21 protein-coding genes and 1 tRNA gene are annotated in these 23,771 nt (G+C 34.7%); 10 read left to right on the forward strand and 12 right to left on the reverse strand.

Annotated elements, in window-relative coordinates:
• Positions 1 to 16 precede the first annotated feature (16 nt).
• The 6 genes from zntB to hutW all read right to left on the reverse strand — a co-directional run bounded on the left by zntB (position 17) and on the right by hutW (position 5,506).
• Positions 17 to 1,018, reverse strand: coding sequence for a zinc transporter ZntB (zntB, locus tag J3U59_RS01745; protein WP_267332586.1), 1,002 nt, complete (start codon positions 1,016 to 1,018; stop codon positions 17 to 19).
• An 82-nt stretch (positions 1,019 to 1,100) separates the two neighbouring features.
• Positions 1,101 to 1,877, reverse strand: coding sequence for a heme ABC transporter ATP-binding protein (locus J3U59_RS01750; protein WP_267332585.1), 777 nt, complete (start codon positions 1,875 to 1,877; stop codon positions 1,101 to 1,103).
• A gap of 16 nt (positions 1,878 to 1,893) precedes the next feature.
• Positions 1,894 to 2,883 (reverse strand): FecCD family ABC transporter permease, encoded by a 990-nt coding sequence (locus J3U59_RS01755; RefSeq protein ID WP_416379528.1) that lies wholly within the window; start codon positions 2,881 to 2,883, stop codon positions 1,894 to 1,896.
• Positions 2,884 to 2,929: 46 nt separating this feature from the next.
• On the reverse strand, positions 2,930 to 3,568 hold the full coding sequence (locus tag J3U59_RS01760; RefSeq protein WP_267332583.1) for an NAD(P)H-binding protein: 639 nt from the start codon (positions 3,566 to 3,568) through the stop codon (positions 2,930 to 2,932).
• An 8-nt stretch (positions 3,569 to 3,576) separates the two neighbouring features.
• A complete protein-coding gene (gene hutX, locus J3U59_RS01765) occupies positions 3,577 to 4,077 on the reverse strand; it encodes a heme utilization cystosolic carrier protein HutX (protein ID WP_267332582.1) in 501 nt (166 codons plus the stop codon).
• Positions 4,078 to 4,105: 28 nt separating this feature from the next.
• A complete protein-coding gene (gene hutW / locus J3U59_RS01770; RefSeq protein WP_267332581.1) occupies positions 4,106 to 5,506 on the reverse strand; it encodes a heme anaerobic degradation radical SAM methyltransferase ChuW/HutW in 1,401 nt (466 codons plus the stop codon).
• 226 nt (positions 5,507 to 5,732) lie between these two features.
• Here hutW and J3U59_RS01775 point away from each other — a divergent pair, with 226 nt between their 5' ends.
• The 5 genes from J3U59_RS01775 (at position 5,733) to J3U59_RS01795 (ending at position 12,987) form a co-directional block, all read left to right on the forward strand.
• Entirely contained in the window at positions 5,733 to 6,584 is an 852-nt protein-coding gene (locus tag J3U59_RS01775) for a heme/hemin ABC transporter substrate-binding protein (RefSeq protein WP_267332580.1), read from the forward strand.
• A 104-nt stretch (positions 6,585 to 6,688) separates the two neighbouring features.
• Positions 6,689 to 8,992, forward strand: coding sequence for a TonB-dependent receptor domain-containing protein (locus J3U59_RS01780; RefSeq protein ID WP_267332579.1), 2,304 nt, complete (start codon positions 6,689 to 6,691; stop codon positions 8,990 to 8,992).
• 684 nt (positions 8,993 to 9,676) lie between these two features.
• A complete protein-coding gene (locus tag J3U59_RS01785; RefSeq protein ID WP_267332578.1) occupies positions 9,677 to 10,927 on the forward strand; it encodes a nucleoside permease in 1,251 nt (416 codons plus the stop codon).
• Positions 10,928 to 10,997: 70 nt separating this feature from the next.
• Positions 10,998 to 12,032, forward strand: coding sequence for an ADP-ribosylglycohydrolase family protein (locus J3U59_RS01790; protein WP_267332577.1), 1,035 nt, complete (start codon positions 10,998 to 11,000; stop codon positions 12,030 to 12,032).
• Positions 12,010 to 12,987 (forward strand): PfkB family carbohydrate kinase, encoded by a 978-nt coding sequence (locus J3U59_RS01795; RefSeq protein ID WP_267332576.1) that lies wholly within the window; start codon positions 12,010 to 12,012, stop codon positions 12,985 to 12,987. Before J3U59_RS01790 ends, J3U59_RS01795 begins: the two co-directional genes overlap by 23 nt.
• Positions 12,988 to 13,155: 168 nt before the next feature.
• Here the strand turns inward: J3U59_RS01795 and J3U59_RS01800 are convergent, their stop codons facing one another.
• From J3U59_RS01800 to dusA, 4 genes are all read right to left on the reverse strand, one after another.
• Positions 13,156 to 13,893: a GntR family transcriptional regulator gene (locus J3U59_RS01800; protein ID WP_267332575.1), complete on the reverse strand. Its 738-nt coding sequence runs from the start codon at positions 13,891 to 13,893 to the stop codon at positions 13,156 to 13,158.
• A gap of 573 nt (positions 13,894 to 14,466) precedes the next feature.
• Positions 14,467 to 14,543 (reverse strand) — tRNA-Arg (locus J3U59_RS01805).
• Positions 14,544 to 14,992: 449 nt separating this feature from the next.
• Positions 14,993 to 17,011: a DNA helicase Rep gene (gene rep / locus J3U59_RS01810; protein WP_267332574.1), complete on the reverse strand. Its 2,019-nt coding sequence runs from the start codon at positions 17,009 to 17,011 to the stop codon at positions 14,993 to 14,995.
• Between the two features lie 102 nt (positions 17,012 to 17,113).
• Positions 17,114 to 18,109 (reverse strand): tRNA dihydrouridine(20/20a) synthase DusA, encoded by a 996-nt coding sequence (dusA, locus tag J3U59_RS01815; RefSeq protein ID WP_416379538.1) that lies wholly within the window; start codon positions 18,107 to 18,109, stop codon positions 17,114 to 17,116.
• Between the two features lie 46 nt (positions 18,110 to 18,155).
• Between dusA and J3U59_RS01820 the strand changes: the two genes are divergently transcribed.
• Positions 18,156 to 18,527: a DUF5362 family protein gene (locus J3U59_RS01820; RefSeq protein WP_267332572.1), complete on the forward strand. Its 372-nt coding sequence runs from the start codon at positions 18,156 to 18,158 to the stop codon at positions 18,525 to 18,527.
• A gap of 81 nt (positions 18,528 to 18,608) precedes the next feature.
• On the opposite strand, the gene bamE is transcribed toward J3U59_RS01820, so the two are convergent.
• Entirely contained in the window at positions 18,609 to 19,052 is a 444-nt protein-coding gene (gene bamE / locus J3U59_RS01825) for an outer membrane protein assembly factor BamE (protein ID WP_267332571.1), read from the reverse strand.
• A 210-nt stretch (positions 19,053 to 19,262) separates the two neighbouring features.
• Here bamE and J3U59_RS01830 point away from each other — a divergent pair, with 210 nt between their 5' ends.
• The gene (locus J3U59_RS01830; protein ID WP_267332570.1) at positions 19,263 to 19,874 is read left to right on the forward strand and encodes an FKBP-type peptidyl-prolyl cis-trans isomerase; all 612 of its coding nucleotides are present in this window, start codon (positions 19,263 to 19,265) and stop codon (positions 19,872 to 19,874) included.
• A gap of 50 nt (positions 19,875 to 19,924) precedes the next feature.
• Here J3U59_RS01830 and J3U59_RS01835 read toward each other — a convergent pair whose 3' ends face one another.
• Positions 19,925 to 21,121 carry an MFS transporter gene (locus tag J3U59_RS01835; RefSeq protein ID WP_267346509.1) on the reverse strand — a complete coding sequence of 399 codons (1,197 nt, stop codon included), beginning with the start codon at positions 21,119 to 21,121 and terminating at the stop codon, positions 19,925 to 19,927.
• Between the two features lie 129 nt (positions 21,122 to 21,250).
• Here J3U59_RS01835 and dapB point away from each other — a divergent pair, with 129 nt between their 5' ends.
• The 3 genes from dapB to hpt all read left to right on the forward strand — a co-directional run bounded on the left by dapB (position 21,251) and on the right by hpt (position 23,649).
• Positions 21,251 to 22,072 carry a 4-hydroxy-tetrahydrodipicolinate reductase gene (gene dapB / locus J3U59_RS01840; RefSeq protein WP_267332568.1) on the forward strand — a complete coding sequence of 274 codons (822 nt, stop codon included), beginning with the start codon at positions 21,251 to 21,253 and terminating at the stop codon, positions 22,070 to 22,072.
• Between the two features lie 10 nt (positions 22,073 to 22,082).
• On the forward strand, positions 22,083 to 22,583 hold the full coding sequence (gene tadA / locus J3U59_RS01845; RefSeq protein WP_267332567.1) for a tRNA adenosine(34) deaminase TadA: 501 nt from the start codon (positions 22,083 to 22,085) through the stop codon (positions 22,581 to 22,583).
• A 526-nt stretch (positions 22,584 to 23,109) separates the two neighbouring features.
• Complete coding sequence (gene hpt / locus J3U59_RS01850; RefSeq protein ID WP_267332566.1) at positions 23,110 to 23,649, forward strand: hypoxanthine phosphoribosyltransferase; 540 nt, start codon at positions 23,110 to 23,112, stop codon at positions 23,647 to 23,649.
• Positions 23,650 to 23,771: the final 122 nt, after the last annotated feature.

The raw sequence follows: 23,771 nt of genomic DNA on the forward strand, positions 1-23,771 counted from the left end.
CAAAAAATTCACTGTTTTACCACCATTTTTTGCATTTAAGCCATATTACCGATCCAATACAAATCACAATAATTATTAACACTAATCCTAGAAAGGACCAACTCTTTTCACTCATTGGAATACCCGCTAAATTTACGCCTAATAAGCTTGTTAAGAATGTAATTGGCGTAAAAATAATGGTAAATAGAGACATTAAATAAATTCGTTTATTGGTCGATTCAGCCAAAAAGCTATTAATTTGTTCCATAATTGATGCCAATCTTAATAAACAACTGTCAATATCAGATACATAATGGCTTTGCTGATTAGAAATATCATGTAAACGTTGACGGTCATTGTCATCAATCCAAGATATTCTTTCTGTTGAAATTTTTACAAAAATATCCCGCTGTGGTGATAATAAACGACGTAAAACAATCAGTTGTTTACGTACTCTTCCTATCTCTTTATGGGAAAAAATATGCTGATTTAACACCAAATCTTCAAGTTTAATAATTTTGTTGTGTACACTATCAAAAGACAAATTAACTTGATCACTAATCAGTTCAGAAACTTGAATCAGCCAATCAGCAACATCGACAGGCCCTATCCCTTTTTCTAAATTATCTTTTAATTGAAAAATAGCATCAATTTGCTGATGTCTAGAGGAGATGATTAAATTATCAATAATATAAAAGCGAAATGTTACAATTGGGTCAGGCAATTCATTTGGTGTGAAATTAACCCCTTTTAGCACAACTAAAATCCCTGAATCAAAACGAATTTCCTTTGAAATCTGATTAGGTTTGATTAATTCGCTTTTGACTAAATCAGGAATTATCGTAGTTGAGTGTATCCAATTGATTGTTTCAGGCTTAGCAAAATCTAAATGAATCCAACAGGGTTTTTCAACCGATGCTTCACTATTTTCATCTAAGCTTACAGCTTTGCCTTTGCCATCTAATTGACAACTAAAAATAGGCTGAGATGCCAATAAGTGAGCAACAGGAATTGATTTTGGGTTGTTAAATTGATCCATAAGCTACACCTGTAAATTAATTTTAGATAATTATATACCTAAACCAATATAAAATGCAGTGATGAATAATAGTTATTTCTATTCAGGGTGTTAAATAAATTTGTGGCACAACCTGATTTATTGGATGCGGATATATTCCTAATTCAACGCCATACCAATGTTTAATGTTATTGACAGTTATCACCTCTGCTGGTGTGCCTTGTTCAACTATCTTTCCTTGATTAAGTAATAAAATCTTATCCGCATATAAAGCAGCTAAATTAAGATCATGTAATATACAACACACAGCTAAATTTTGTTGCTTGGCTAATTTTTTTAATAACCTTAAAGTGTGCTGTTGATGATATAAATCGAGCGCTGAAGTCGGTTCATCTAAAAACAGTAATTTTTCTCTTGGCGTAGGTTGCCACAGCTGGGCTAACACTCTTGCTAATTGAACACGTTGCTGTTCACCGCCAGATAAACTTCGATAATCGCGATCGGCTAATTTTAAACAATCAGTTTGCTCCATGGTCTCAAATATAGCTTGCTCAACATAGTCTTTTCCGTAAGGCGCACGTCCCATAGCAACGACTTCTTTAACACTGAAAGGAAAGGTAAGTTGACTATGCTGTAGCATCACCGTTCTAACTTTCGCTAACTGTTTTGCCGACCATTGGTTTAATGGTTTATTAAGTAAAAAACACGCGCCAGATGATGGCTGCTGATACCCCGTTAACAGCCTTAACAAAGTCGATTTACCCGCACCATTGGGGCCAATAATAATGACAATTTCACCAGCATTAATGGTCAAAGAAACCTCATTAATAATAGTTTTACTGCCATAAGCAAATGTTAAATTATTTGCAATTAACATCATGATCTAATTCCATCTGTTACTTCTGTCTTAAAATCAGCCAAAGAAAATAGGGACCACCAATGAGGCTGGTGAACAGTCCAACAGGTATTTCAGCTGGGGCAATCAAGGTTCGAGCTAGTGTATCGGCCAATAATAACAGGCAAGCGCCACCAAGTGCAGAACCCGGCAGTAACCATTGATGATTGGCCCCCATCCGTAAACGAATCATATGTGGAACAACTAAACCAACAAAAGCGATAATACCACTCACGGCAACAGCTGTGCCTATCAATAATGCACAAAGTAATAATAAATATTGCTTTATACGAAGGACATTAATACCTAGATAGTGCGCATCTTCATCACCAAGCTGCAAGATATTAAGTTGATAAGAAAGTTTAAAAATACAAATTAATGCAGGAACAATTAGAGACATAGCAACGAGTACCAAATCCCAAGAGCCTTTACCTAAATGTCCCATTGACCACAAAGATAATTGTCTTAATTGAGATTCATCACTAACATAGCTTAAACAGCCCATTACAGCCGCAATAATTGCATTAATTGCTACACCTAATAAAACCATTTTAGCTAAATTACATTGTTCGTTCAGGCTATAAAGATAAATCAGCAAGCAAATAAAAAAACTGCCGATAAAAGCGGCAACCATCTTACCGTAAAGCATCATAATAGGTGGAAAAATGGTTGGAAATAAAATCGATAATCCGACCATTAAACTTGCGCCACTACTAATTCCAAGTAGACCTGAATCCGCTAATGGATTTCTGAATAACCCCTGCATCACCGCACCCGAACTGGCTAATGCCATTCCCACAATAACAGCTAAAATTATGCGAGGTAAACGAATATTGAGCCAAATATTTAATATCGGATCGTCAAATGACATTGTTGCAAGTTGGGTAATGGGAAATTTAAGTGCGCCAATGTTTGCCGCAAAAATAATCAACACACAAAGGATAACCAATAATGCCCATAATATTATTCGTTGACTAACATTACGCACCAACTTACCTCACTGATAATATCAACTTGATCATATATATTTATATGCATTAATTATGAACGGCCAGATGAGGATCAACCACACTATATGCACAATTATCAAATTGCTTATTTTCTATTTTGGTTAAAATCGTATTAGCTAGCTCTGCTCGATGGATAAAGCCATGAACTTCCTGATTAAAATAACATTGAGCGCTATAAGTAATTTCGCCATTACGTAGTCCGCCTGGTCGTAAAATCAAATACGACAACGAACTTGTTTGCAACCACACTTCAGCTAATGACTTTTCTCGAACGGCGTGACCAAAGGCTTGTTTTGCCCTAGCAGATAACGTGTTCCACGAATCACCACAGCCTAAAGAAGTGACCAAAACCATGTTGGTAATACCTGCTTGCTCTGCACAATCAATAATCTTTCGCTGTGCTGTATAGTTACCTGTTTCACCACCTAAAGTTGAAACAATGACAGAGTCAGCACCAGCATGTTCAAACATAGCGTTTAACAAAGTAGTATTCGTTGCATCGCCGACATAAGTTTCAATACCTTGTTGCGAAAGCTGTTTGGCAAAATCTGCATGCCTAACTAATACAATACAACGCCAGTCAGGATGACGTTGTCTTACCAACTGTGCTAGTTGGTAACCCGTACCTTGATTTGGGCTTACCCCAAAAATAAATAATGTTTTCATAATATGTTTTAATTGAATTTTTGCATCAAAGCTCTAAATTTTTCTAGTTGATCGGCTTTAAGTTGATGATTTTCATCACGACCAACAAATATTTTAAACATCGACTGTCCCAAATGATTTAAAAAAATCATCGATGCTGTCGACATCTTCATAAATTTTCGTTCAATAAACGCAATATATTGACAATGTTCAGCTTTAATATGACCACTTAAACCTTTTTGATGGCGTAAATTAAAATATTTTTGACTATGTGTGCCAGGCGGTAGCTCACCTGAAATTTCAGCAATAATATCACCTGTATGAATCAAAAACATTACATCACCCCAAGTTGTTACTTCATCCCAAATAGCATCGAAATGATCACCATCAACAATTTTAGATTCTGACATAGCTTGAATGACTTGCGTTAAAGTAACTTGATAGTCTTGTGCAATTTTTTCTAGCAAATCTTCTGGATTAGTTTGCATATAAGTTGCTAAGTGAGTTAAATGTGTTTGTTTATCTACCATAGAAGTATCCTTATTGATGTGATGTTATTTAGACATGTTGTTTATGATTAACCGATTTTGACATACCCTGCATTGCTTTCATAGACTGTCTAGCCGTTGCCATTTTTTGTTGCAATTCAATATGTTCTGGATTATTCAATTGTAATAATAATTGTTGTAAAGCTTGAAGAATATTACTTGACCAATAACGTCCCGATAAAGTTAATTGCAAACAATGTGCTTGATTTTTTAATAGACCAACTTGGTACCATTGTTCAATTAAGGGATCGAATAATTCGGCATGATCGGTTAAACCATTTAAATCAATTCTACCCTTTTCAATACCTGCTTGTAATTTATATAACCAATCGCCAATTAAAGGTTTACCTGTTAACATCATTAATGGTTTTTTACCTTGATCGAGCTGCGCATAATAACTTGCTAAATCACGATTAAGCATAAAAGAGTGCCCACCTAATCGTCCACCCGCACACGAGCCGTAAGCAAAAAAATGAGAACCTTGCTTTATCAGAAAATTATATAAATTACGTTCTCGACTGGTTTTAGACCAATGCGCATTAGTTAAATGATGCCAACCTTGTTTTTCAAGATACTTTGCGCCTTGTTGATATAAATCGCATTTATCAGTAACTGAAGGTAGCTCAATACGTTTATTTTCAACGCCCTTAGCTAAAGGAGTGGTTGGCAGTAAATTAAGGGCATAAAGATCAACCCCATCAATAGGTAGATTATCGACTATTTCTAAATCTTGTTGCCAAGTTTGATAAGTTTGGTTAGGTAATCCAAACATTAAATCACAAACTAACGCGACACTATCTCTAGCTGCTATACGCTCAAAGCCATCAATAATTTGTTGTTTAGAAGATTGACGACCTAATTTTTGCCTAATATCCGTATCGAAAGTTTGCACACCAATCGAAAAACGATTGGCTCCAGCTTCAATATAGCTATCAATGCGATCATCATCAAAATCAGAAATGCGCCCTTCTACAGTAATTTCACAATCGGGAGCTAAGGGTGCAAATTGCTTAAAATAGCGAATGACTCTAGCCAATTGACCTGCTGCCAAGGCTGATGGTGTACCACCACCAAAATAGATTGCATGAATCGGGGCCGATTGCATGGCATTATTGGTAATTTCTAACGATATCTCGTGTAAAAGATAGTCAACATAGGTTTCGGTATTATGCTTACGTAGTGGATTTTGATAAAAACCACAGAATTGACAATGAATATCACAAAAAGGTACATGCACATAAATTAACCTTTTTTTACCTTTCAATTCAGATAATTGAATATTTTCCCATTGCTTTTCAATTAAGTCTTGGTCCAGCGGTAAACTTGCTTGTAAAGGCATTACTGCCCAACGATTTTTAAAAGGTAAAACGGAATTCGCAGCAAAAAAAGCACTCACATCTAACGATTTCATAACGGCTATGTGTAAATAAAATTTGCCAAGATTAAATAATAATTATTATCATTTATCAATATTTTTTATTGATTTATTTTATAATTAATTGATATTTATTTAATTTTTTTGCTAAAAAAATGTAGTAATTAATAAGATTTATAAAATAATTTATATGACAATATTGATAATAGTTATCATTTTCACTATATTACTACCCTCAATACCGAGACACAGGGAGTGTTAAATGTTAAAAAAAATTATGACAAAAGTAACTGCGTTACTATTCATCTTTGTTTTCAATGGTTTGATTAATTATAGCTTTGCTAATGAAAGAATCGTTATTGCAGGGGCAAGCTTAACTGAAATTGTTTATGCCCTAGGCGCAGGTGAGCAAGTTGTTGGTATTGATAAAACGAGTACCTATCCTGAATCAGTAAAAAATCTACCTCAAATTGGTTATTGGAAATTATTAAATATTGAAGGAATTTTATCTTTACACCCCTCTCTTTTTATCGCATTTAAAGATATAGAACCTGATAATATCTTTGCTCAAGTTGGCAAGGCTAAGGTAAGTGTATTGGCGTTAAACCGAATCCCTGGTACTGTTGATTTACTATATGAAAATATTGATAAAATCGCTGATAAATTAAATAAAAAAACCGAAGGACAGCAATTAATCAATAAAATTAAAACCAATCTTTCACAAATCCAAAAAGACATTTCCAATCATCATAAAAAAACAAAAGTGCTTTTCTTAATGAGCATGGCTGGGACCAATTCAGTTGCGGGTAAAAATACAACAGCGGATGCGTTAATCACGATTGCTGGCGGTGAAAATTTAGCCACACATACAAGTTATAAAAGTTATACCCCTGAATCGCTAATTGTGATGAATCCGCAGGTTATTGTATTTAATACCCACTCTATTGAACAGTTAGGTGGTTTAGACAAAATCAATACTATCCCAGGTATTACAGAAACAGATGCTTACAAAAATCACCGTATAACTGTTGTTGATGATCAATATCTTTTTGGGATAGGACCAAGAGTTGATGAGATTACAAAAATTTTATACCAAAGCTTCTATCCAAAATGAAGTTCATCCTGATTTTTATATAAATTTTAATAATGTTTGACAACAAATTAGAAGCAATTGAAGTGAATCATTTTATTTAATTTACTAAGTCTAAAAGGATTACAATGTTCAATTTTACAAATTTAAAAAAAACCAGCACGTTAGCTTTGGGTCTGACTTTTGCAGTCCCGAGTATTGCCGCTGAAAAACATGATGACGATAAAATTAATGACACGATGACTGTCACCGCGCATGAAGCATTCAAAAAACCGGGCACAAATACTGAAATTTCTGAACAAGATATTAGACGTGATGGCGGAACAAATTTTGGAACAATCATGCGTTATCAACCCCTGATTTCGGCTTCAGGCACTATTTCTGGTTCAGGAAGTGGAAAAAGTAGTTGGGATAGAGGTGGATTTACCGGTTATAACATCCGCGGTTTGGATGCAAACCGCGTATCGATTGATATTGATGGAATGCCTTTACCCATTGCACAAGGGCGCGTAAATTCAGTCGGTCGGGCTGGATTTGGTTCTTATGGTATCGGGCGTGATTATATTGATACTTATATGTACAATAAAGTTGATATTCAATCAGGTGCAACCTCGGTTGGTAATCCTAATAATGCTTTAGGGGGTTCTGTTTCATTCCAAACAAAAACAGCAAGTTACTACTTATACCCAGGTAAAACAAGTTATTTTGGTTTCCAAAATAACTACGATTCAGCAGATCATAGTTATCATCAAGGGCTAACCATGGCAGGTGGTGATGATTATCTTAATGGTATATTAGTTTTGAGTCGTCGTGATGGTCAGCAAACAAGAAATCATGGGGATTCTATTAGCAGTTATCCTGAAAATTGGCACTCTAATTCCATTTTAGCCGGTTTTGGCTGGCAAATGACCGATGAACATTTATTAAATACAACCATCGACTTTAATAGTAAAACAAAAAATTCACATTACGATACATGGAATAGAACAGGTAGCAAGATTGAATCTTTCGATCACCAAAAAAGTAAAAATAATCGCTTCAATTTATCTATCAAAGATCAGTGGCGCCCAACCGACCTTAGCTGGATCGATATATTAACGACCCAATTAAGTTATCAACGTACTAATGTTTATGATGATACTGATTTACGTCATAAAACTAAAGGAAACTTTAATACCCAAACCAACTATAACACTAAGACTTATAACTTTATTACAACATTATTAAAAAATTACGAAAATCAAAAAATTAGTGCGGGTTTAAATGCTAAATGGGGTAAAGACGAATCACCGTTTTATACTTCTGCTAAATCTGAAAATAGTAAAATCTTTCCTGATGGTGACTATACCAAACCTCAAGCCGATAGCCGTTCTTATCAATTAGGTGGATTTGTTGAAGACCGTATTAGCTTTAACTATAACGAAACAAATAACTACTATTTGGTTCCGGGTATTAGAGCGATATATCAAAACACTAAACCGCGTAATTTGGATAATATGTCTGTAACGGGTATCAACTCATCTAATTTGAGCAAACAGTACAGTGATAATAGCGATTTCCAAATTTTACCATCACTTGCATTGATGTACGATATTAATCCTGATTTTACTGCCTACTTACAATATAAACGTAGTGCGCAAATGCCGAATCAAAATCAATTATACGGTTCTTATTTAGCTCATAGTAAGATGTATGTTTTAGTTGGTGACTCTAACCTAAAAACCGAAACAAGTAATAACTTTGAATTAGGTTTAAAAGGACATCCGGTTTCAGGAATAACGTTATCATCAGCCGTATTCTATAATCGCTATAAAAACTTCATTGCCTATACTCGATATAAAAAAGATTTTGTCGGCACGGGTAATCGTATCGTTTATCAATCTGAAAACCGCGATAAAGCTTATATTTATGGTGCCGAACTAAGCAGTGAATTTAATTTTGGCACATGGTCTAATGCGGTAAATGGTTTAAGTGCTAGATTCGCAATCGGCTATAACCAAGGTAAATCAAAATCCAATTACTTAGGTGATAAAAATGTCGAAATGGACTCTGTTGCGCCATTAAAAAGCGTTATAGGTCTAGCTTGGGATGATCCAAATAAATTTTATGGGGTTGCCATTACAACAACGCTGCAAAAAGGGAAAAAAGCGGAATCGACTAATCGCGAATCGTATGGAAATGATGGTAAACCGATCACTGACTCAAAAGATGAGTATTTTAGAGTACCAGGACATGGAATTATCGATCTTACCGGTTATGTCAACATTAGCAAGAATGTTAAATTAAGCGGGGGTATTTACAATCTTACCAATCAAAAATATTGGGATTATTTGAGTAATAATAAGCTATATAGCACCTCTGATCATAAATATCTTGATATGTTTACAGCACCAGGGCGAACCTTCCAATTAGGTTTAGACATTGATTTTTAATCCCAACAATAGTTAGTATCAAAGTTAGGTTAAACCTGACTTTGATTACTTTTACAGTAATAAATTTAAAATTATGCACAATGCGAATGTATAAAAACTGAAAATTATATGATTTACAAATATCGATAAAAATAGTTAATGGCACAAAATAGTCTATAACCTATCGATTCAAACAATTATGTAGATTTTTCATTCTATGTGCTAAAAAATAGACCACACAACAGATTTTACACATAGAAGATAGACTTTTTATTATTATGAAGGCTAAGTAACAGCAAAATAAAAAGCGAATTAACTTACAGACGTTTGAGAGAAGAGTCATTATAAAACTATTTAATTGCAGCTAAAATGATTGGTTATAAAGGTTATATAAACATTTAATCCTTGCTAAAAGTTAGCTAAAAATACGTATAAATTGCTCAATCAAGTAAGCATTACTCATATTCCATCTTATAGTATCGATAACAAGAAAGTTTATTTTAAAAAATAAAAAACGATATAAGTGATTAATATTCAAATAAAATTATCTTTATCCTTTTATATTGTTAATAACGAATTTAAATTTATTTTGCTAAAAAAATAAACAATTCTTACTAACTTCGAATTCCTGTGTTAATATTGTCGCGATGCAATACCTTTATATAACCTATAGATAATTGTAACATACAAGTGGAGTTCATTTATATGAATATGAATAATATAAAGCTTTCTTCTATGATGTTTCTTGAGTGGTTTATTTGGGGCGCGTGGTTTGTGCCTTTGTGGCAGTTTTTGAGTTATCATGGTTTTTCTGCTGCGCAAATTAGTCTGTGTTATGCAACGACTGCAATGGCAGCAGTGATTTCTCCAATCATTATTGGTTCGATTACAGATCGTTATTTTGCAGCACAAAAAGTGTTAGCTGTGTTATGCCTACTCGGTGCACTTTTAATGTACCTTGCAGCACAACAAACAACTTTCAACCTATTTTTCCCTATATTATTTTTATATGCTTTAACTTATATGCCAACTGTGGCTTTAACCAATACCATTGCTTTATCAAATGTCAGTGATGCAGAACGTTACTTTCCACGTATTCGAGTATTAGGCACAATTGGCTGGATAGCATCTGGCGTTGTATGTGGTTTTTTACCAACCCTGCTAGGCTTTGGTGATATTTCGAAAAGTAATATTCCGCTTATCATCACGGCTATAAGCTCTGCCGTATTAGGACTATTTGCATTTATGTTACCTAATACACCACCAAAAAGTACTGGCAAAATCAGCTTAAGAGTAATTTTAGGCTTAGATGCTATTATTTTATTAAAAGATAGAGAATTTAGAACATTTACACTATGTTCATTTTTGTTCTGTATTCCACTTGCTTTTTATTATACTTTTTCAAATGGTTACCTTACTGAAATAGGCATGACAAATGCAACTGGATGGCTATCCCTTGGCCAAGTTTCTGAAATTCTATTTATGCTTTGTCTTCCTCTCTTTATCAAACGATATGGTATAAAAAATGTATTGATGCTCGGGTTAATAACCGCAGGCATACGTTATGGCTTGTTTGTCTATGGCGGTGTGGATAATCTGTTTATTTATAGTTTGTTATTTATTGGTATTTTACTCCATGGCGTTAGTTATGATTTTTATTTCGTTACCGGCTATGTCTATGTTGATAAAAAGGCTCCATCACACGTTCGAGCCTCTGCTCAGGGATTATTTTCACTTTTCTGCTTAGGTTTAGGAAATTTAGTTGGTTATAACTTAGGTGGAACAATGATGGAATACTTTTTCAAATATGAAACACCTGAAAATGGTTTAACTTACAACTGGGCTGGCATGTGGGGCTTTGGTGCAATAATGATTGTGGTCATTGCAGTAATATTTCTTCTATTTTTCAGAGAAAAACGTGAAATTGAACCAATTAGAGTTGATCAATTGCAATAACATTGATCTCGTATTTATGCTGGTAATAAATCACTTTACGAGTAATTCATAGAATAAGATAGAGGATATCATGTCAATTTCTAAGGAAAATAAAATATTAGGTACGTTCTATGGACAAGCCATTGGCGATGCAATGGGAATGCCATCTGAACTGTGGCCTAGAACAAAAGTACAGTCCTATTTTGGATGGATAGATACTTTTTTACCAGGTCCGAAAGAAAATAATGCAGCCTGTTATTTCAATCAAGCTGAATTTACTGATGATACTTCAATGGCACTCGCGCTTGCAGATGCCATTATTGAGTGTAATGGCCAAATTGAGCCAAACACTATTGCCAATAATATAATGAAGTGGGCACAAAATTTCGATGCATTTAACAAAAATGTCTTAGGACCAACTTCAAAAATTGCACTTAATCAAATTTCGCAAGGCAAATCAATTGATTCATTAGAAAATAATGGAACAACAAATGGGGCGGCAATGCGTGTATCGCCACTAGGTTGTTTGTTGCCGGCAGATAATTTAGATGATTTCATCGAACAAATTACGCTTGCTTCAAGCCCAACACATAAGTCAGATATAGCCATTGCTGGTGCAGTCACCATCGCATGGGCTATATCTAAAGCAATAGATCATTGTAGTTGGCAACAAATTAAATTAGGTTTAGCAACGATTGCTGATATTGCTCAAACACGAAAAATAACCACGTTTAGCCCTTCAATATCAAAACGAATTGAGCTGGCACTTAATCTGGCTGAAAAGCCAGGAGGCGTTCAGTCTAAGCTGTCCGATATTTATAATATTGTCGGTGCTGGCACCAGTACACTTGAAGCCGTTCCCGCTGCATTAGCAATAGTTGAAATTGCAAAAACCGATCCTAATCAATCAGCCATACTTTGTGCAAACCTGGGTGGTGATACAGATACTATTGGTGCAATGGCGACCGCAATTTGTGGTGCACTAAATGGAGTTGAGAGTATCAATCCATTATGGATAAAACAACTTAATGAAGCTAATCACTTAGATTTTACACACTATAGCAAAGAGTTTTATCGTTTAAGACAGATAAAGGAGTCAGCTAATGGTCAACCAACAGCTCATTAGGCAAATTGAGTGTTTAACAACTAAACGGCAAATTTGTCTTATTGGCGCTGCCGTTATTGACTTAGTGATGCAAACTCCTTTTATTCCCAGTTCAGGTGGTGAAGTTTTGTTATCACAGCAAGAAAAACATATAGGAGGATGTGCCTTTAATATTGCATTAATGCTAAAACAATTAGGTATGCAATCATACAATGCGCTACCTATTGGAACGGGTATTTGGGCAACACAAATTAGCCAATTAATGCAACATCATCAGATTGTATCAGAGTTTACTCATCTTGAAGAGGATAATGGCTGGTGTTTGGCGCTGGTTGACCCCACAGGTGAAAGAACTTTTTTTACTATTGAAGGTATTGAAAGTACTTGGAATAAACAATTACTTGCTAATCTTCATATAGAAAAAAACGCAATAATTTATTTATGTGGTTACCAATTATCGAGTAAAACAGGATCCGAAATTCTCGATTGGGTAGAATCTCTTTCTCAACCTTTTGACCTTTTTATTGATTTTGGTCCAAGAATATCAACGTTAAATTCCGAAATTTTTGATCGGTTATTCGCTTTAAAACCCATTATATCGGTCAATCGACAAGAGGCTGAATTTCTTGGTCTTGACAGTAAATCTAGCAATTTTAAAGATGCTGTACAAAACTTTGCCCATAATTGGTTTACCAAGCATCATACACCAATCATTATTCGATTAGATTACGAAGGTGCCTACGTTTATCAAAAAGGAGAACAAAAGTGGGTGGATATATTTCCAGTCACAGTAATCGATACAATTGGTGCAGGAGATAATCATGCAGGAGGAGTGCTTGCTGCTTTATCAGCTGGTTGGTCTTTATCCGATGCAGTTACGTTAGGCAATGCAGTTGCATCTTACACTGTTGGTCAAAAAGGTGCGGACTGTTCACCAACCAGGCAACAACTTATTAAACATATAAAACAAGAATAAGTGAACCGTTTTTAAACAAATTTTTTATTCATTCGTTACTAGACATAACAATCGCAAAAAGACAATCGGGGGACTTATTCCCCCTTTTTAATGCGCCAATTTGACTATAATCTAATTTTTTACTCGATAATAAGATAAACACAGTTAAATCTAATCAATCCAATATGCTTACTCTTCTGTTGTAAAGACATATAAATCACTTCGGCAGTGACAAATGCTATATTCAATAGGAATGTAATTTTCATCAAAAACCTGCTGTTTGATAATCAATACAGGTTCAGACTTTTCCACTGACATCACTTGCATAAACTCTTCATTCGGTGCACTAGCACATACCCAGTTTTTAACATGCATCGGAATAATGTTATGTGTCTGGAAAAAGGTATATAAAGATGTTTGTACATCATCAATATTATCAATAAGTGCTTTAGGAACATAGGATTGTTCAATCGATACAGGATAGTCATCAATATAACGAATACGTTTTAGAATAAAAACATCTTCATTTAAGTCAACGCCAAGATACCTTGCTATTTCTGGACTGACGTTACTTAATTGTTTATTAACCCAAATTGTGTTTGGTTTCTGACCTAATATTTGAATTTGTTCGGAAAAACCTTTTAGACTTTTGAGTGAATATTCGAATGAACCATTCACATAGGTACCATAGCCTCGTGCACGAATAATAAATCCGTCATTTTCTAATATTTCTAGAGCCTTACGTATAGTAATTCTCGAAATATTGAGTTGTTGAGTAAACTCCCTTTCACTCGGTAAAAAATCACCTTTCTTCAATGTTCCTGAAGTAATTAGCTTAACAATTATTTCAACAATTTGTTGATATAAAGGTAATTTAATACTTTTATCTAATAGTCGATTTAAGTTAGAGATTAAATTATTGCTCATTATTTCCTCATTACTAATGATACGCTTTTATTAAGACTATTTGGTTTTCTTTACGATCACGTATAATTATTAACTAAACATAAAATATGTTTAAAAATCAAGGGATCAATAGCTATCTATGAAATAAATAAAACCTAGCTTTACCATTATTTGGATGATAATGATTAACTTAAGATGCTTTATTAAGTTATTTTCAAGTAAATTATTTATAGTTAATAATGATATAGCAAAATTTTAATGCACTAGAGTGAACAAAAAATAAAGAATTTATAAATAGCTAAATGCTTTTGTTAGTTTACTCAAAACAATTAAAACACGTTGTAAATCGATACCATTTATGAAATCAACAATATTAAAAATTTGAGGCGTATATCATTAAGTTGTTCCATCAAATTTAAAAATATTTTTTTACTTTGCGAAATCAAGATTTACTTAATGCACTAGAATGGTAAAAATACAAAACTATTTACCTAGATTCTAATTAGATGCAATAACGCTTTATTCAAAGTATAGATCACAGAAAACCAACTTTTAAACTAGTACGAGACAACTATTTATTATCAAGAATTCTTATGGCGTCCCCTACAGGATTCGAACCTGTGACCTACGGCTTAGAAGGCCGTTGCTCTATCCAGCTGAGCTAAGGAGACAATGATATGTTTTGTAGAAAAGACGCTGAACATTATATAAAGCTATTTTGATCCGTCAATGATTTTTAATGCTTTATCTAGTTAGGTTGACAAAATATCATCAATTCTTCCATTTCTTGAACGTTATCAGTCATAATTCATGGTTTATAATAAAATCATATTATAAAATATAATTTAAAAATATCTATTGTAAAAACAAGCTAACTTATTCTTATTTTATTGGACATAAATGACCCAATAACCCGTAACAACTTTCTCAAAGATTATAATAATAATTTATTGGTTTTACTAACTGGTTTTATTAAAAATTGTAAATTAGTCTACAGTGGGTAGCGCCCCAGACAAAGTTGGCATGTAGGACTACCATAGTTAACCCCAAAAAGCATTAAACGAGTTTATTTACAAACCATTAAATGAATTAGCTTTTATATTTTGGATAATATTCAGGGTTATTGTTTGGCGTTAGCAATTTGAGCTTTGAGCATAGCTAATCTACTTTGTCCTTGTTGCATTTTTTTTTCGGGAGATAATTCAGTTGATTGATCTTGCCATGCTAAATCATCTTGAGGTAACTCTAATAAAAATCGACTTGGTTCAACATACATTGTTTCCCCAAATTGTTTGCGTTGGCGACTAAATGAAAACGTTAATTCTCGTTGAGCACGCGTAATTCCAACATAAGCTAAACGGCGCTCTTCTTCAATATTGTCTTCATCAATACTGGTTTGATGCGGTAATAGTCCTTCAGACATACCAACAAGGTAGACATAGGGAAATTCTAACCCTTTAGATGCATGTAACGTCATCAACTGAACTTGATCTAACTCTTCTTCCGATTCATTACGTTCTAACATATCTCGCAAAGTAAACCTAGCTACAGCTTGCTCAAGCGTCATTCCTTCATCGAGATCATCACCTTGCAGCATATCATTTAACCAGCTCACTAACTGCTCTACATTACGCATTCGCATTTGCCCTGCGGTTGGTGAAGCTGATGTTTCATAGATCCAGCTTTCATAATGAATACCATGTATAAGTTCATGAATAGCATTCATAGGTTCACTATGTGATTGCTGAATTAGTGAGTCAAACCATTGAATAAATAATTGTAAAGACTCCATTCGTTTACCGGATAACACTTCTGTTAACCCCATATCATGACTTGCTTGAAATAAACTAACACCGCGATGATTTGCCCATTCCCCAAGTTTTTGTATCGTCGCTGGACCAATTTCTCTTTTTGGTGTATTGATAATGCGAATAAAAGCATTATCGTCATCCGGATTAGTAAGTAAACGTAAATAAGCCATTAGGTCTTTAATTTCAATACGAGAAAAAAACGAAGTACCACCTGATATACGATAAGGTATTCGATACTGCATTAGCATCTTTTCAATTAAACGCGCTTGATGATTACCTCGATATAAAATGGCATATTGACCATATTGGCTATTATTAGCAAAGCGATGAGCAATCAAATCATTAACCACTTTTTCAGATTCGTGCTCTTCACTATCGGCCGAAATCACTCTTAATACTTCACCGTAACCATGTTCCGAAAACAGTTTTTTTTCAAAAATATGGGGATTATTTTCAATTAAAATATTAGCCACTTTTAATATACGTCCTGAAGAGCGATAATTTTGCTCTAACTTAATCACGGCTAATTGAGGAAAATCTTGCTTGAGTAACACTAAATTTTGTGGACGAGCACCTCGCCAAGAATATATCGATTGGTCATCATCCCCAACAACCGTAAATTTAGCTCGGTTGCCCACTAATAATTTGATAAATTCATACTGACTAGTATTAGTATCTTGATACTCATCAACCAGTAAATAGCGTACACGATTTTGCCATTTTTCCCGCACTTCTTGATTGTTTTTTAATAATAAAGTAGGAAGCAAAATAAGATCATCAAAATCCAAAATACTACATGCTTTTAATTGTTTTTCATAAAGTTGATAACAATGGGCAAATAACTTTTCTTTGTTAGTTTGAGCTCTTGCCATAGCGACAGTTGCATCAATAATATCATTTTTCCAATTCGAAATGGTTGATCGCAATTGGTTAATTAAATCTTTATCACCTTCTAGCCATTGCTGAGTCAGTTCTTTTAGTAAGGCAATTTGATCATGATCATCAAATAATGAAAAATTAGCTTTAATGCCGAGATGGTGATACTCTCGACGCACAATATCAAGACCTAAAGTATGAAAGGTCGAAATTTTTAACCCCCGCGTCTCTTTTTTAGTCAAAGACAAAGCAATCCGCTCTTTCATTTCTCGCGCAGCTTTGTTGGTAAACGTTACCGCAACAATATGACGAGGTAAATACTCTTTAACGCGTATTAAATACGCGATTTTATTAATAATAACACGAGTTTTGCCAGAACCAGCCCCAGCTAAAACTAAGCAAGGTCCGGATACATATTCAACCGCTTGTTGTTGACTTGAATTTAAACGCACTGATTTTGACCATTAGAAAAATTGGCATTTAGTATATACTGTTTTTATAACTCGATACAAATACCGATAATTAAGCTTTTTTTAATGTTTTTTATTCAAAAATTAATGAATAAAGGCCAACGCCTGTTCAACGACTTCAATCCCCGCGCCTTTTTTATGAGCATTTTCACTGAGATATCGACGCCACTGTTTAGCACCTTTGCGACCATTAAAAATACCTAGGGTGTGACGCATGATATGATTTAATTGTGCGCCTTGGGTCAATTGCTGTTCGATATAAGGGTATAAAGCTTTTATAGCTGATATAGCATCAATACTGGGTTTATCGATACCAAAAATTTGGGCATCAATTTTAGTCAGTAACAAAGGATTTTGGTAAGCTTCCCGGCCAACCATCACTCCATCAACAAATTGTAAATGATGTTTGATCTCATCAATTGTTTTTACGCCACCATTTAGCGCAATAGTTAGTTGTGGATAGTCGCACTTTAATTGATAAACACGAGCATAATCTAATGGAGGGACTTCACGATTTTCTTTTGGACTAAGCCCCGATAACCATGCTTTGCGAGCATGAACAATAAAGGTATTAGTAAAAGGTAAAAGTGTATCAATGAATTGGCGTAAAAAATCATAACTATCTAAATGATCAATACCAATTCTTGTTTTGACCGTAACGGGAATATCAACCTGATCTTGCATCGCCGATACACATCTTGCCACTAAATCAGCCTTGCCCATCAAGCAAGCGCCAAACATACCATTTTGCACACGGTCAGAAGGACAACCAACATTAAGATTAATTTCGTTATAGCCTCGTTGCTCAGCTAATTTAGCACACTTTGCAAGTGCAACAGGATCACTGCCACCTAATTGAAGGCATAAAGGATGTTCAGCTAAATTAAAATCTAAATAATCACCCTTACCAAATAAAATCGCGCCCGTTGTTACCATTTCGGTATACAACAATGTTTGCTTAGTTAATATGCGATGAAAATAACGGCAGTGCTTATCGGTCCAATCAAGCATAGGAGCTACCGAAAAGCGGTTTAGACAAAAATTAGCCAAAAAAACCTCGACATGAATATAAAAGTTGATATTCTATCTACCACTTTTAAATAGTGCAATAATATAAGGAATGAACATGGATATAAATGAAACAAATAAAATTTCATTTCAATTAACAGAAGTATTAAAAAAACACATGAATTTTATTGCAGGAATACAACAAGTTTTTGGCGTAATTATGATCATTACTGGCGCGTTAACCTGTTTAGGTATTATCACTGCTATAATAGGTATTCCAGAAATTATCGCTGGCGTTAAACTGTTTAAATCAGGCAGCGCAATTAAATTAACAACCTATGGAAAAAAAGAGCAAGATATGGTGGCTTCGCTTGAAAATTTATATGGTTTTTGGAAGTACTCACTGATAACCTTTATTATTTCTATCGTATTTACAGTGATATATTTGGTAATGATAGTCAGTTATCTTAGTTCAAATATGTATTACTAGCTACTCGCCATACTTTATTAAAAATAAACATTGAAATTTTTAGGATAAATACTCACCTCGCTATTTAGCGAGGGGAAGTATTTATTGAGAGTCAGATTCTGATTTCGCTTCTGCACTACTTTGCTCATCATCTGATTTAATATCAATAGGATCGGATATCTGTTGTTGATTCATTTCTTCTAACGATTTAGAACCTTCTAACTCTGTCGCTTTAATATCCGTGACAATACCCATTTCGTTAAAGTAAACAGTGTAATTTCTTTGGCTTACTTGACCATGCTGTGGTTGTTGTCGAAATACATAATACCAAACATTATCACCAAAAATAGAGGTTAACATTGGTGATCCCATGATAAATACAACCTGATCTTTAGTTTGACCTGTTTTTAATAGTTCAATTGCCTCTGGTGTTACATAATTACCTTGATTGATATCTGGTCGGTAAACCCAACGATCAACGACCGAACAACCAGTTAATAACACACTAGTTACAATGACAAGCGAGGTAAATTTACGAAACTGCATCTACACTTAATCCATTTTAGAAATTTAATAATGACTATTATCGCTGATATTTTGGCTAAGTGCTAGCCAAATTAACAAATTCTTTGTTATTAAGTGATGAAATGGTCATTATTTACGACTAAAACAAATTACTTCTTGACTTTTATGCGCGTATCTACAAACTTATAAACTTCTTTATAAACCTTATCTACTCATCATTAAAGGTCAAAAATGAAATTAGAAACTATCGAACAAAAAGCCAGCTATGCAATTGGCTTACAAATTGGACAACAATTAAAAGAGTCAGGATTAAAAAATTTAGAACTTAATGCGTTAAAATTGGCGATGGAAGATGTGCTATCTGGTAATCAACCCGCATTACCATTGCAAGAACTACATGATGCGCTTCGTCAAATTCATGAACAAGCCACTCAAGAAAAGGCTAAACAAGCAGAAAAGATTGCACAAGCAGGTAAAGAATTTCTGGCACAAAATCTAAAAAAAGAAGGTATAAAGTCGACTGAGTCAGGTTTACAGTATCAAATTATTACCGAAGGTAATGGCGCTTTACCTAAAGCAACCGATCGCGTACAAGTACATTACACAGGACAATTAATTGATGGAACTGTGTTTGATAGTTCAGTTGAACGTGGACAACCTGCTGAATTCCCAGTTAATGGCGTGATTCCTGGCTGGGTTGAAGCATTACAATTAATGCCAGAAGGTTCAAAATGGCGATTATACATTCCACAAGAGTTAGCTTATGGCGCACATGGTGCAGGTGCATCAATTCCACCGTATAGTGCACTTATTTTTGATGTCGAGTTATTAAAAGTATTATAAAAAACATGGACGCTTGCTCGCGTCCATTTTTACTTATCAATCTGTCCGATCTATTTTAAGTTTTTAGGTAGAAAATAGGAACTTAATGCAGCCATAAGTAATAAGATGCTCGCTGCACCAAAAGCGACTAGATGGGTATGTAAATTATCATATGCCCAACCACCCAACCATGAACCTATCATGGCACCGATTTGATGACCTAAGTAAGTTAATCCTGAAAGTAATCCAACAATTTTTACACCATAAATATCGGCAGTTATTGCGCCCGATGTAGATAATGCGCCCGCCCAAACTAATCCACCAACAGCCGCGATAGTAAAAAGCTGCCATTTGGTCGATGCTAATACCAACGCAATAAAACCGATTGCGCGAACCAAATAAACAAGCATCAAAATGTTTTTACGTTGCATAATATCAGATATATAACCCAGCACTAAAGTACTAAAAATGGCAACTAAACCTATCAAGCCAATTCCTGTAGAACTGGTTACCGAATCAAACCCATGATCAACCAACATTGGGACGCCATGCGTACCTAATAAATTCATACTAAATCCACAAGTAAAAAGCCCAAAACTAAGTTGCCAAAAAGGACGTGTTTTTAAGACATCAATAAGTTTGATATCAACCGGTTGAGTTTGCGCTGCCGCTTGTTCTCTCTGGTCGATAGCGGCGTGATTATCTTTCATAATAAACAGTGCAATGGGCATAGCTAGAATCGTAAAAAATACTGAAAACGCCACTAATGTATTTTGCCAACCATATAACGGAATAAAAAAGGCAAATACAGGTAGCATCACGGCAATGCCCGCCATACTGCCTGTTGATACAATAAATAGTGCAAACCCTCTTCGCTTATGAAACCATTTCGCCACAATAGGCGTAAAACTGACCGCACCAACAAATGAAGTACCAAATGACAAAGCAATACCAAACGAAAAAAGAAAGTTCCAATAATCACGAGACATTGCTGACCATATTGTTGATAGAATAATCATCACCGCACCAAGTAACAACACAAAGCGCGTACCATATTTCCCCACTAAGTAGCCGGCTATCGGCATGGCAATACCCGAAAACAACATACCAATAGCAATAATGCCTGAAAGGATACTACGACTAAAACCCAGATCATTTGCGATAGGTAGAAAAAACACCCCCATACTCATTCTCAGTCCACTTGATAGCAGCGTTAAAAGTGCAGCTGCAATAACTATGTTCCAGCCAAAATACCATGGACATCTCATCATTGCCTCCTATCACGTTTTCTTAAAAACAACTTTAAAAAGTATATAATTTTGAATTATGTATAACTTTTTTATTTTCCGCTATAATATTTATTTATCTAAATCTAAAAAAAAGTTAAGGATAGTTATATGTCAACAAATATGATTCGTATTGCAATCGCAGGCGCTGGTGGCAAGATGGGACGACAGCTCATCCAAGCTGTTTCGCAAATTGACGGGGTTACCTTAGGTGCGGCTTTTGAGCGAAAGGGCTCTTCATTGGTTGGTAGTGATGCGGGAGAGCTTGCAGGAATCGGGGTTTGTAACATAAAAGTCACCGACAATTTAGAACAAGCGAAAGACAAATTTGATGTATTAATTGATTTTACGCGTCCTGAAGGTACTTTATCCCACTTAGCTTTTTGTGTAGCACACAGTAAAATGATGATAATTGGTACCACTGGATTTGATGAAGCGGGTAAACAAGCCATTGCCGATGCAGCAAAAAAAATCGCTATTGTATTTGCCGCTAATTTTAGTGTTGGTGTTAACCTTGTTTTAAAATTACTGGAAAAAGCCACTAAAATTATGGGCGATTATACCGATATCGAAATCATTGAAGCACATCATCGTCACAAAGTTGATGCACCATCTGGTACAGCACTTGCCATGGGTGAAGCAATTGCTGATGCCCTAGGTTGTCATTTGAAAGATCGCGCTGTTTATTGTCGTGAAGGTCATACTGGTGAACGGCCTAAAGGTGCTATTGGCTTTGCTACTATTCGCGCAGGTGATATCGTTGGCGAACACACAGCTATTTTTGCCGACATTGGTGAACGCGTTGAAATAAGCCACAAAGCTTCTAGCCGTATGACTTTTGCTAACGGTGCGGTGCGTGCTGCATTATGGCTTGCTAAACAGCCTGTCGGTTTATATGACATGCGGGATGTATTAAATTTGAATGATTTGTAATTGTATTGCTATGTCTGATGAATATTGGATGCAACATGCATTAATGCTTGCCAAACGCGCCGAATCTATTGGAGAAATCCCCGTCGGCGCAGTAATCATTGATGAAAATAATCAAATAATTGGCGAAGGCTTTAATCATTCCATTATTAAAAATAATCCGACTGCGCATGCTGAAATTATGGCAATAGAGCAAGCAGGACTTATATTAAATAACTATCGTTTGATTAATACCACCCTTTATGTCACCTTGGAACCCTGTATTATGTGTGCAGGCGCCATCATTCATAGTCGTATAAAACGTGTCGTATATGGGGCAAATGATTTAAAAACGGGTGCGGCGGGATCGTTTATTGATATCCTCAATTATCAAGGTCTTAATCACTACGCCGAAGTCACAGGCGGAGTTTTAATGGATGAATGTAGTGCAATATTGAGCAATTTTTTTAAAAAACGACGCTTACAGAAAAAATTATTAAAGCAATCACGTCAAAATAATGCTGAACAAGGATAGATATTGTTGTTAGTTGAATAAATAGATTTTGCTAAACTTAAAAAAGTGCAAAAAATAAAAAAATATTAATCGATTTGCATCAAAATGGAATCAAATTTTGCTGATTTGAGTTTTATAGATACTAAGCAAATTAACGTTATTGCGTACTATCCAATAAATTTTTAATATACTCAGTCTACAAAGCAATTATCCTCACTCATATGATTAATTGAGTGAGTAGTTGGTCAAATCACTATTATTTCAATTTTTTACAAAGTCCTTAAAGGGTTTAAAGTAAATCTTTTTGCCCGAACACATAAAATACTTAAACAAGATTCTCACAATATGCAATAGCCAAAATTGCACAGTAGCAAAAATATAAAGCTTCGGTTTATTATCATTAAATGAAAATATCTAATCCTCATATCAGCTAATCTTATATTTATTCTAAACTTTCAATAAAAAATGTGGTTAGTTGTTCTTTTTATCGAGGAATATTGTTAGAATCTAAAACGATATTTTTAGAAAATTAATTCGAGCACTATTCATGAAAAAGCATACCTTAGAAATGATGATATCTGCACAAGATATCCAAAAACGCGTTTTTGAACTTGGACAACAAATCAGTAAAGACTATCAAAATAGCCAAAATGAACTCATTTTAGTCGGTCTTTTGCGGGGATCATTCATCTTTATGGCGGATTTAAGTCGTGCCATCACTGTTGGACACGAAGTTGATTTTATGACAGCATCAAGTTACGGCAATGCTGTAGTAAGTAACCGAGATGTTAAGATATTAAAAGACCTTGATGAGGATATACGTGATAAAGATGTTTTAATTGTTGAAGATATTATTGATACAGGCAATACCTTAAGTAAAGTTATGGCAATATTAAAATTGCGTCATCCCCGCAGTATTGAAATTTGTACTTTGCTTGATAAACCTTCTCGTCGTGAAGTATCGGTGCCGGTTAAATATATTGGATTTTCTATACCTGATGAGTTTGTCGTTGGTTATGGTATAGATTATGCACAGCATTATCGCCATTTACCTTATATTGGGCAGGTCACATTAATTGAATCTTAATCAATAGGTTATTAACATCAATAATGGGTAGAGCTAAAATATGTCCCAAACTAGCTTACATTTTCAATCGATAAATTAAGATAGTCCCATAATTTGAGTTGACCGGCATGAACCAGCAAGCT

Origin of the sequence: Gilliamella sp. B3783, from assembly GCF_026536125.1 — a bacterium.
In the GTDB taxonomy this organism is placed as follows: Bacteria; Pseudomonadota; Gammaproteobacteria; order Enterobacterales; family Orbaceae; genus Gilliamella.

What these genes read in the sequence shown, in the direction of transcription:
- J3U59_RS01790 (WP_267332577.1), top strand. Translation starts at nt 10,998, where the DNA reads ATGTCAATTTCTAAGGAAAATAAAATATTAGGTACGTTCTATGGACAA.
- J3U59_RS01830 (WP_267332570.1), top strand. Translation starts at nt 19,263, where the DNA reads ATGAAATTAGAAACTATCGAACAAAAAGCCAGCTATGCAATTGGCTTA.
- zntB (WP_267332586.1), bottom strand. Translation starts at nt 1,018, where the DNA reads ATGGATCAATTTAACAACCCAAAATCAATTCCTGTTGCTCACTTATTG.
- tadA (WP_267332567.1), top strand. Translation starts at nt 22,083, where the DNA reads ATGTCTGATGAATATTGGATGCAACATGCATTAATGCTTGCCAAACGC.
- hutW (WP_267332581.1), bottom strand. Translation starts at nt 5,506, where the DNA reads ATGAAATCGTTAGATGTGAGTGCTTTTTTTGCTGCGAATTCCGTTTTA.
- J3U59_RS01835 (WP_267346509.1), bottom strand. Translation starts at nt 21,121, where the DNA reads ATGAGATGTCCATGGTATTTTGGCTGGAACATAGTTATTGCAGCTGCA.
- J3U59_RS01760 (WP_267332583.1), bottom strand. Translation starts at nt 3,568, where the DNA reads ATGAAAACATTATTTATTTTTGGGGTAAGCCCAAATCAAGGTACGGGT.
- hpt (WP_267332566.1), top strand. Translation starts at nt 23,110, where the DNA reads ATGAAAAAGCATACCTTAGAAATGATGATATCTGCACAAGATATCCAA.
- J3U59_RS01820 (WP_267332572.1), top strand. Translation starts at nt 18,156, where the DNA reads ATGGATATAAATGAAACAAATAAAATTTCATTTCAATTAACAGAAGTA.
- dapB (WP_267332568.1), top strand. Translation starts at nt 21,251, where the DNA reads ATGTCAACAAATATGATTCGTATTGCAATCGCAGGCGCTGGTGGCAAG.
- J3U59_RS01795 (WP_267332576.1), top strand. Translation starts at nt 12,010, where the DNA reads ATGGTCAACCAACAGCTCATTAGGCAAATTGAGTGTTTAACAACTAAA.
- J3U59_RS01785 (WP_267332578.1), top strand. Translation starts at nt 9,677, where the DNA reads ATGAATATGAATAATATAAAGCTTTCTTCTATGATGTTTCTTGAGTGG.
- J3U59_RS01800 (WP_267332575.1), bottom strand. Translation starts at nt 13,893, where the DNA reads ATGAGCAATAATTTAATCTCTAACTTAAATCGACTATTAGATAAAAGT.
- J3U59_RS01780 (WP_267332579.1), top strand. Translation starts at nt 6,689, where the DNA reads ATGTTCAATTTTACAAATTTAAAAAAAACCAGCACGTTAGCTTTGGGT.
- J3U59_RS01750 (WP_267332585.1), bottom strand. Translation starts at nt 1,877, where the DNA reads ATGATGTTAATTGCAAATAATTTAACATTTGCTTATGGCAGTAAAACT.
- bamE (WP_267332571.1), bottom strand. Translation starts at nt 19,052, where the DNA reads ATGCAGTTTCGTAAATTTACCTCGCTTGTCATTGTAACTAGTGTGTTA.
- J3U59_RS01775 (WP_267332580.1), top strand. Translation starts at nt 5,733, where the DNA reads ATGTTAAAAAAAATTATGACAAAAGTAACTGCGTTACTATTCATCTTT.
- hutX (WP_267332582.1), bottom strand. Translation starts at nt 4,077, where the DNA reads ATGGTAGATAAACAAACACATTTAACTCACTTAGCAACTTATATGCAA.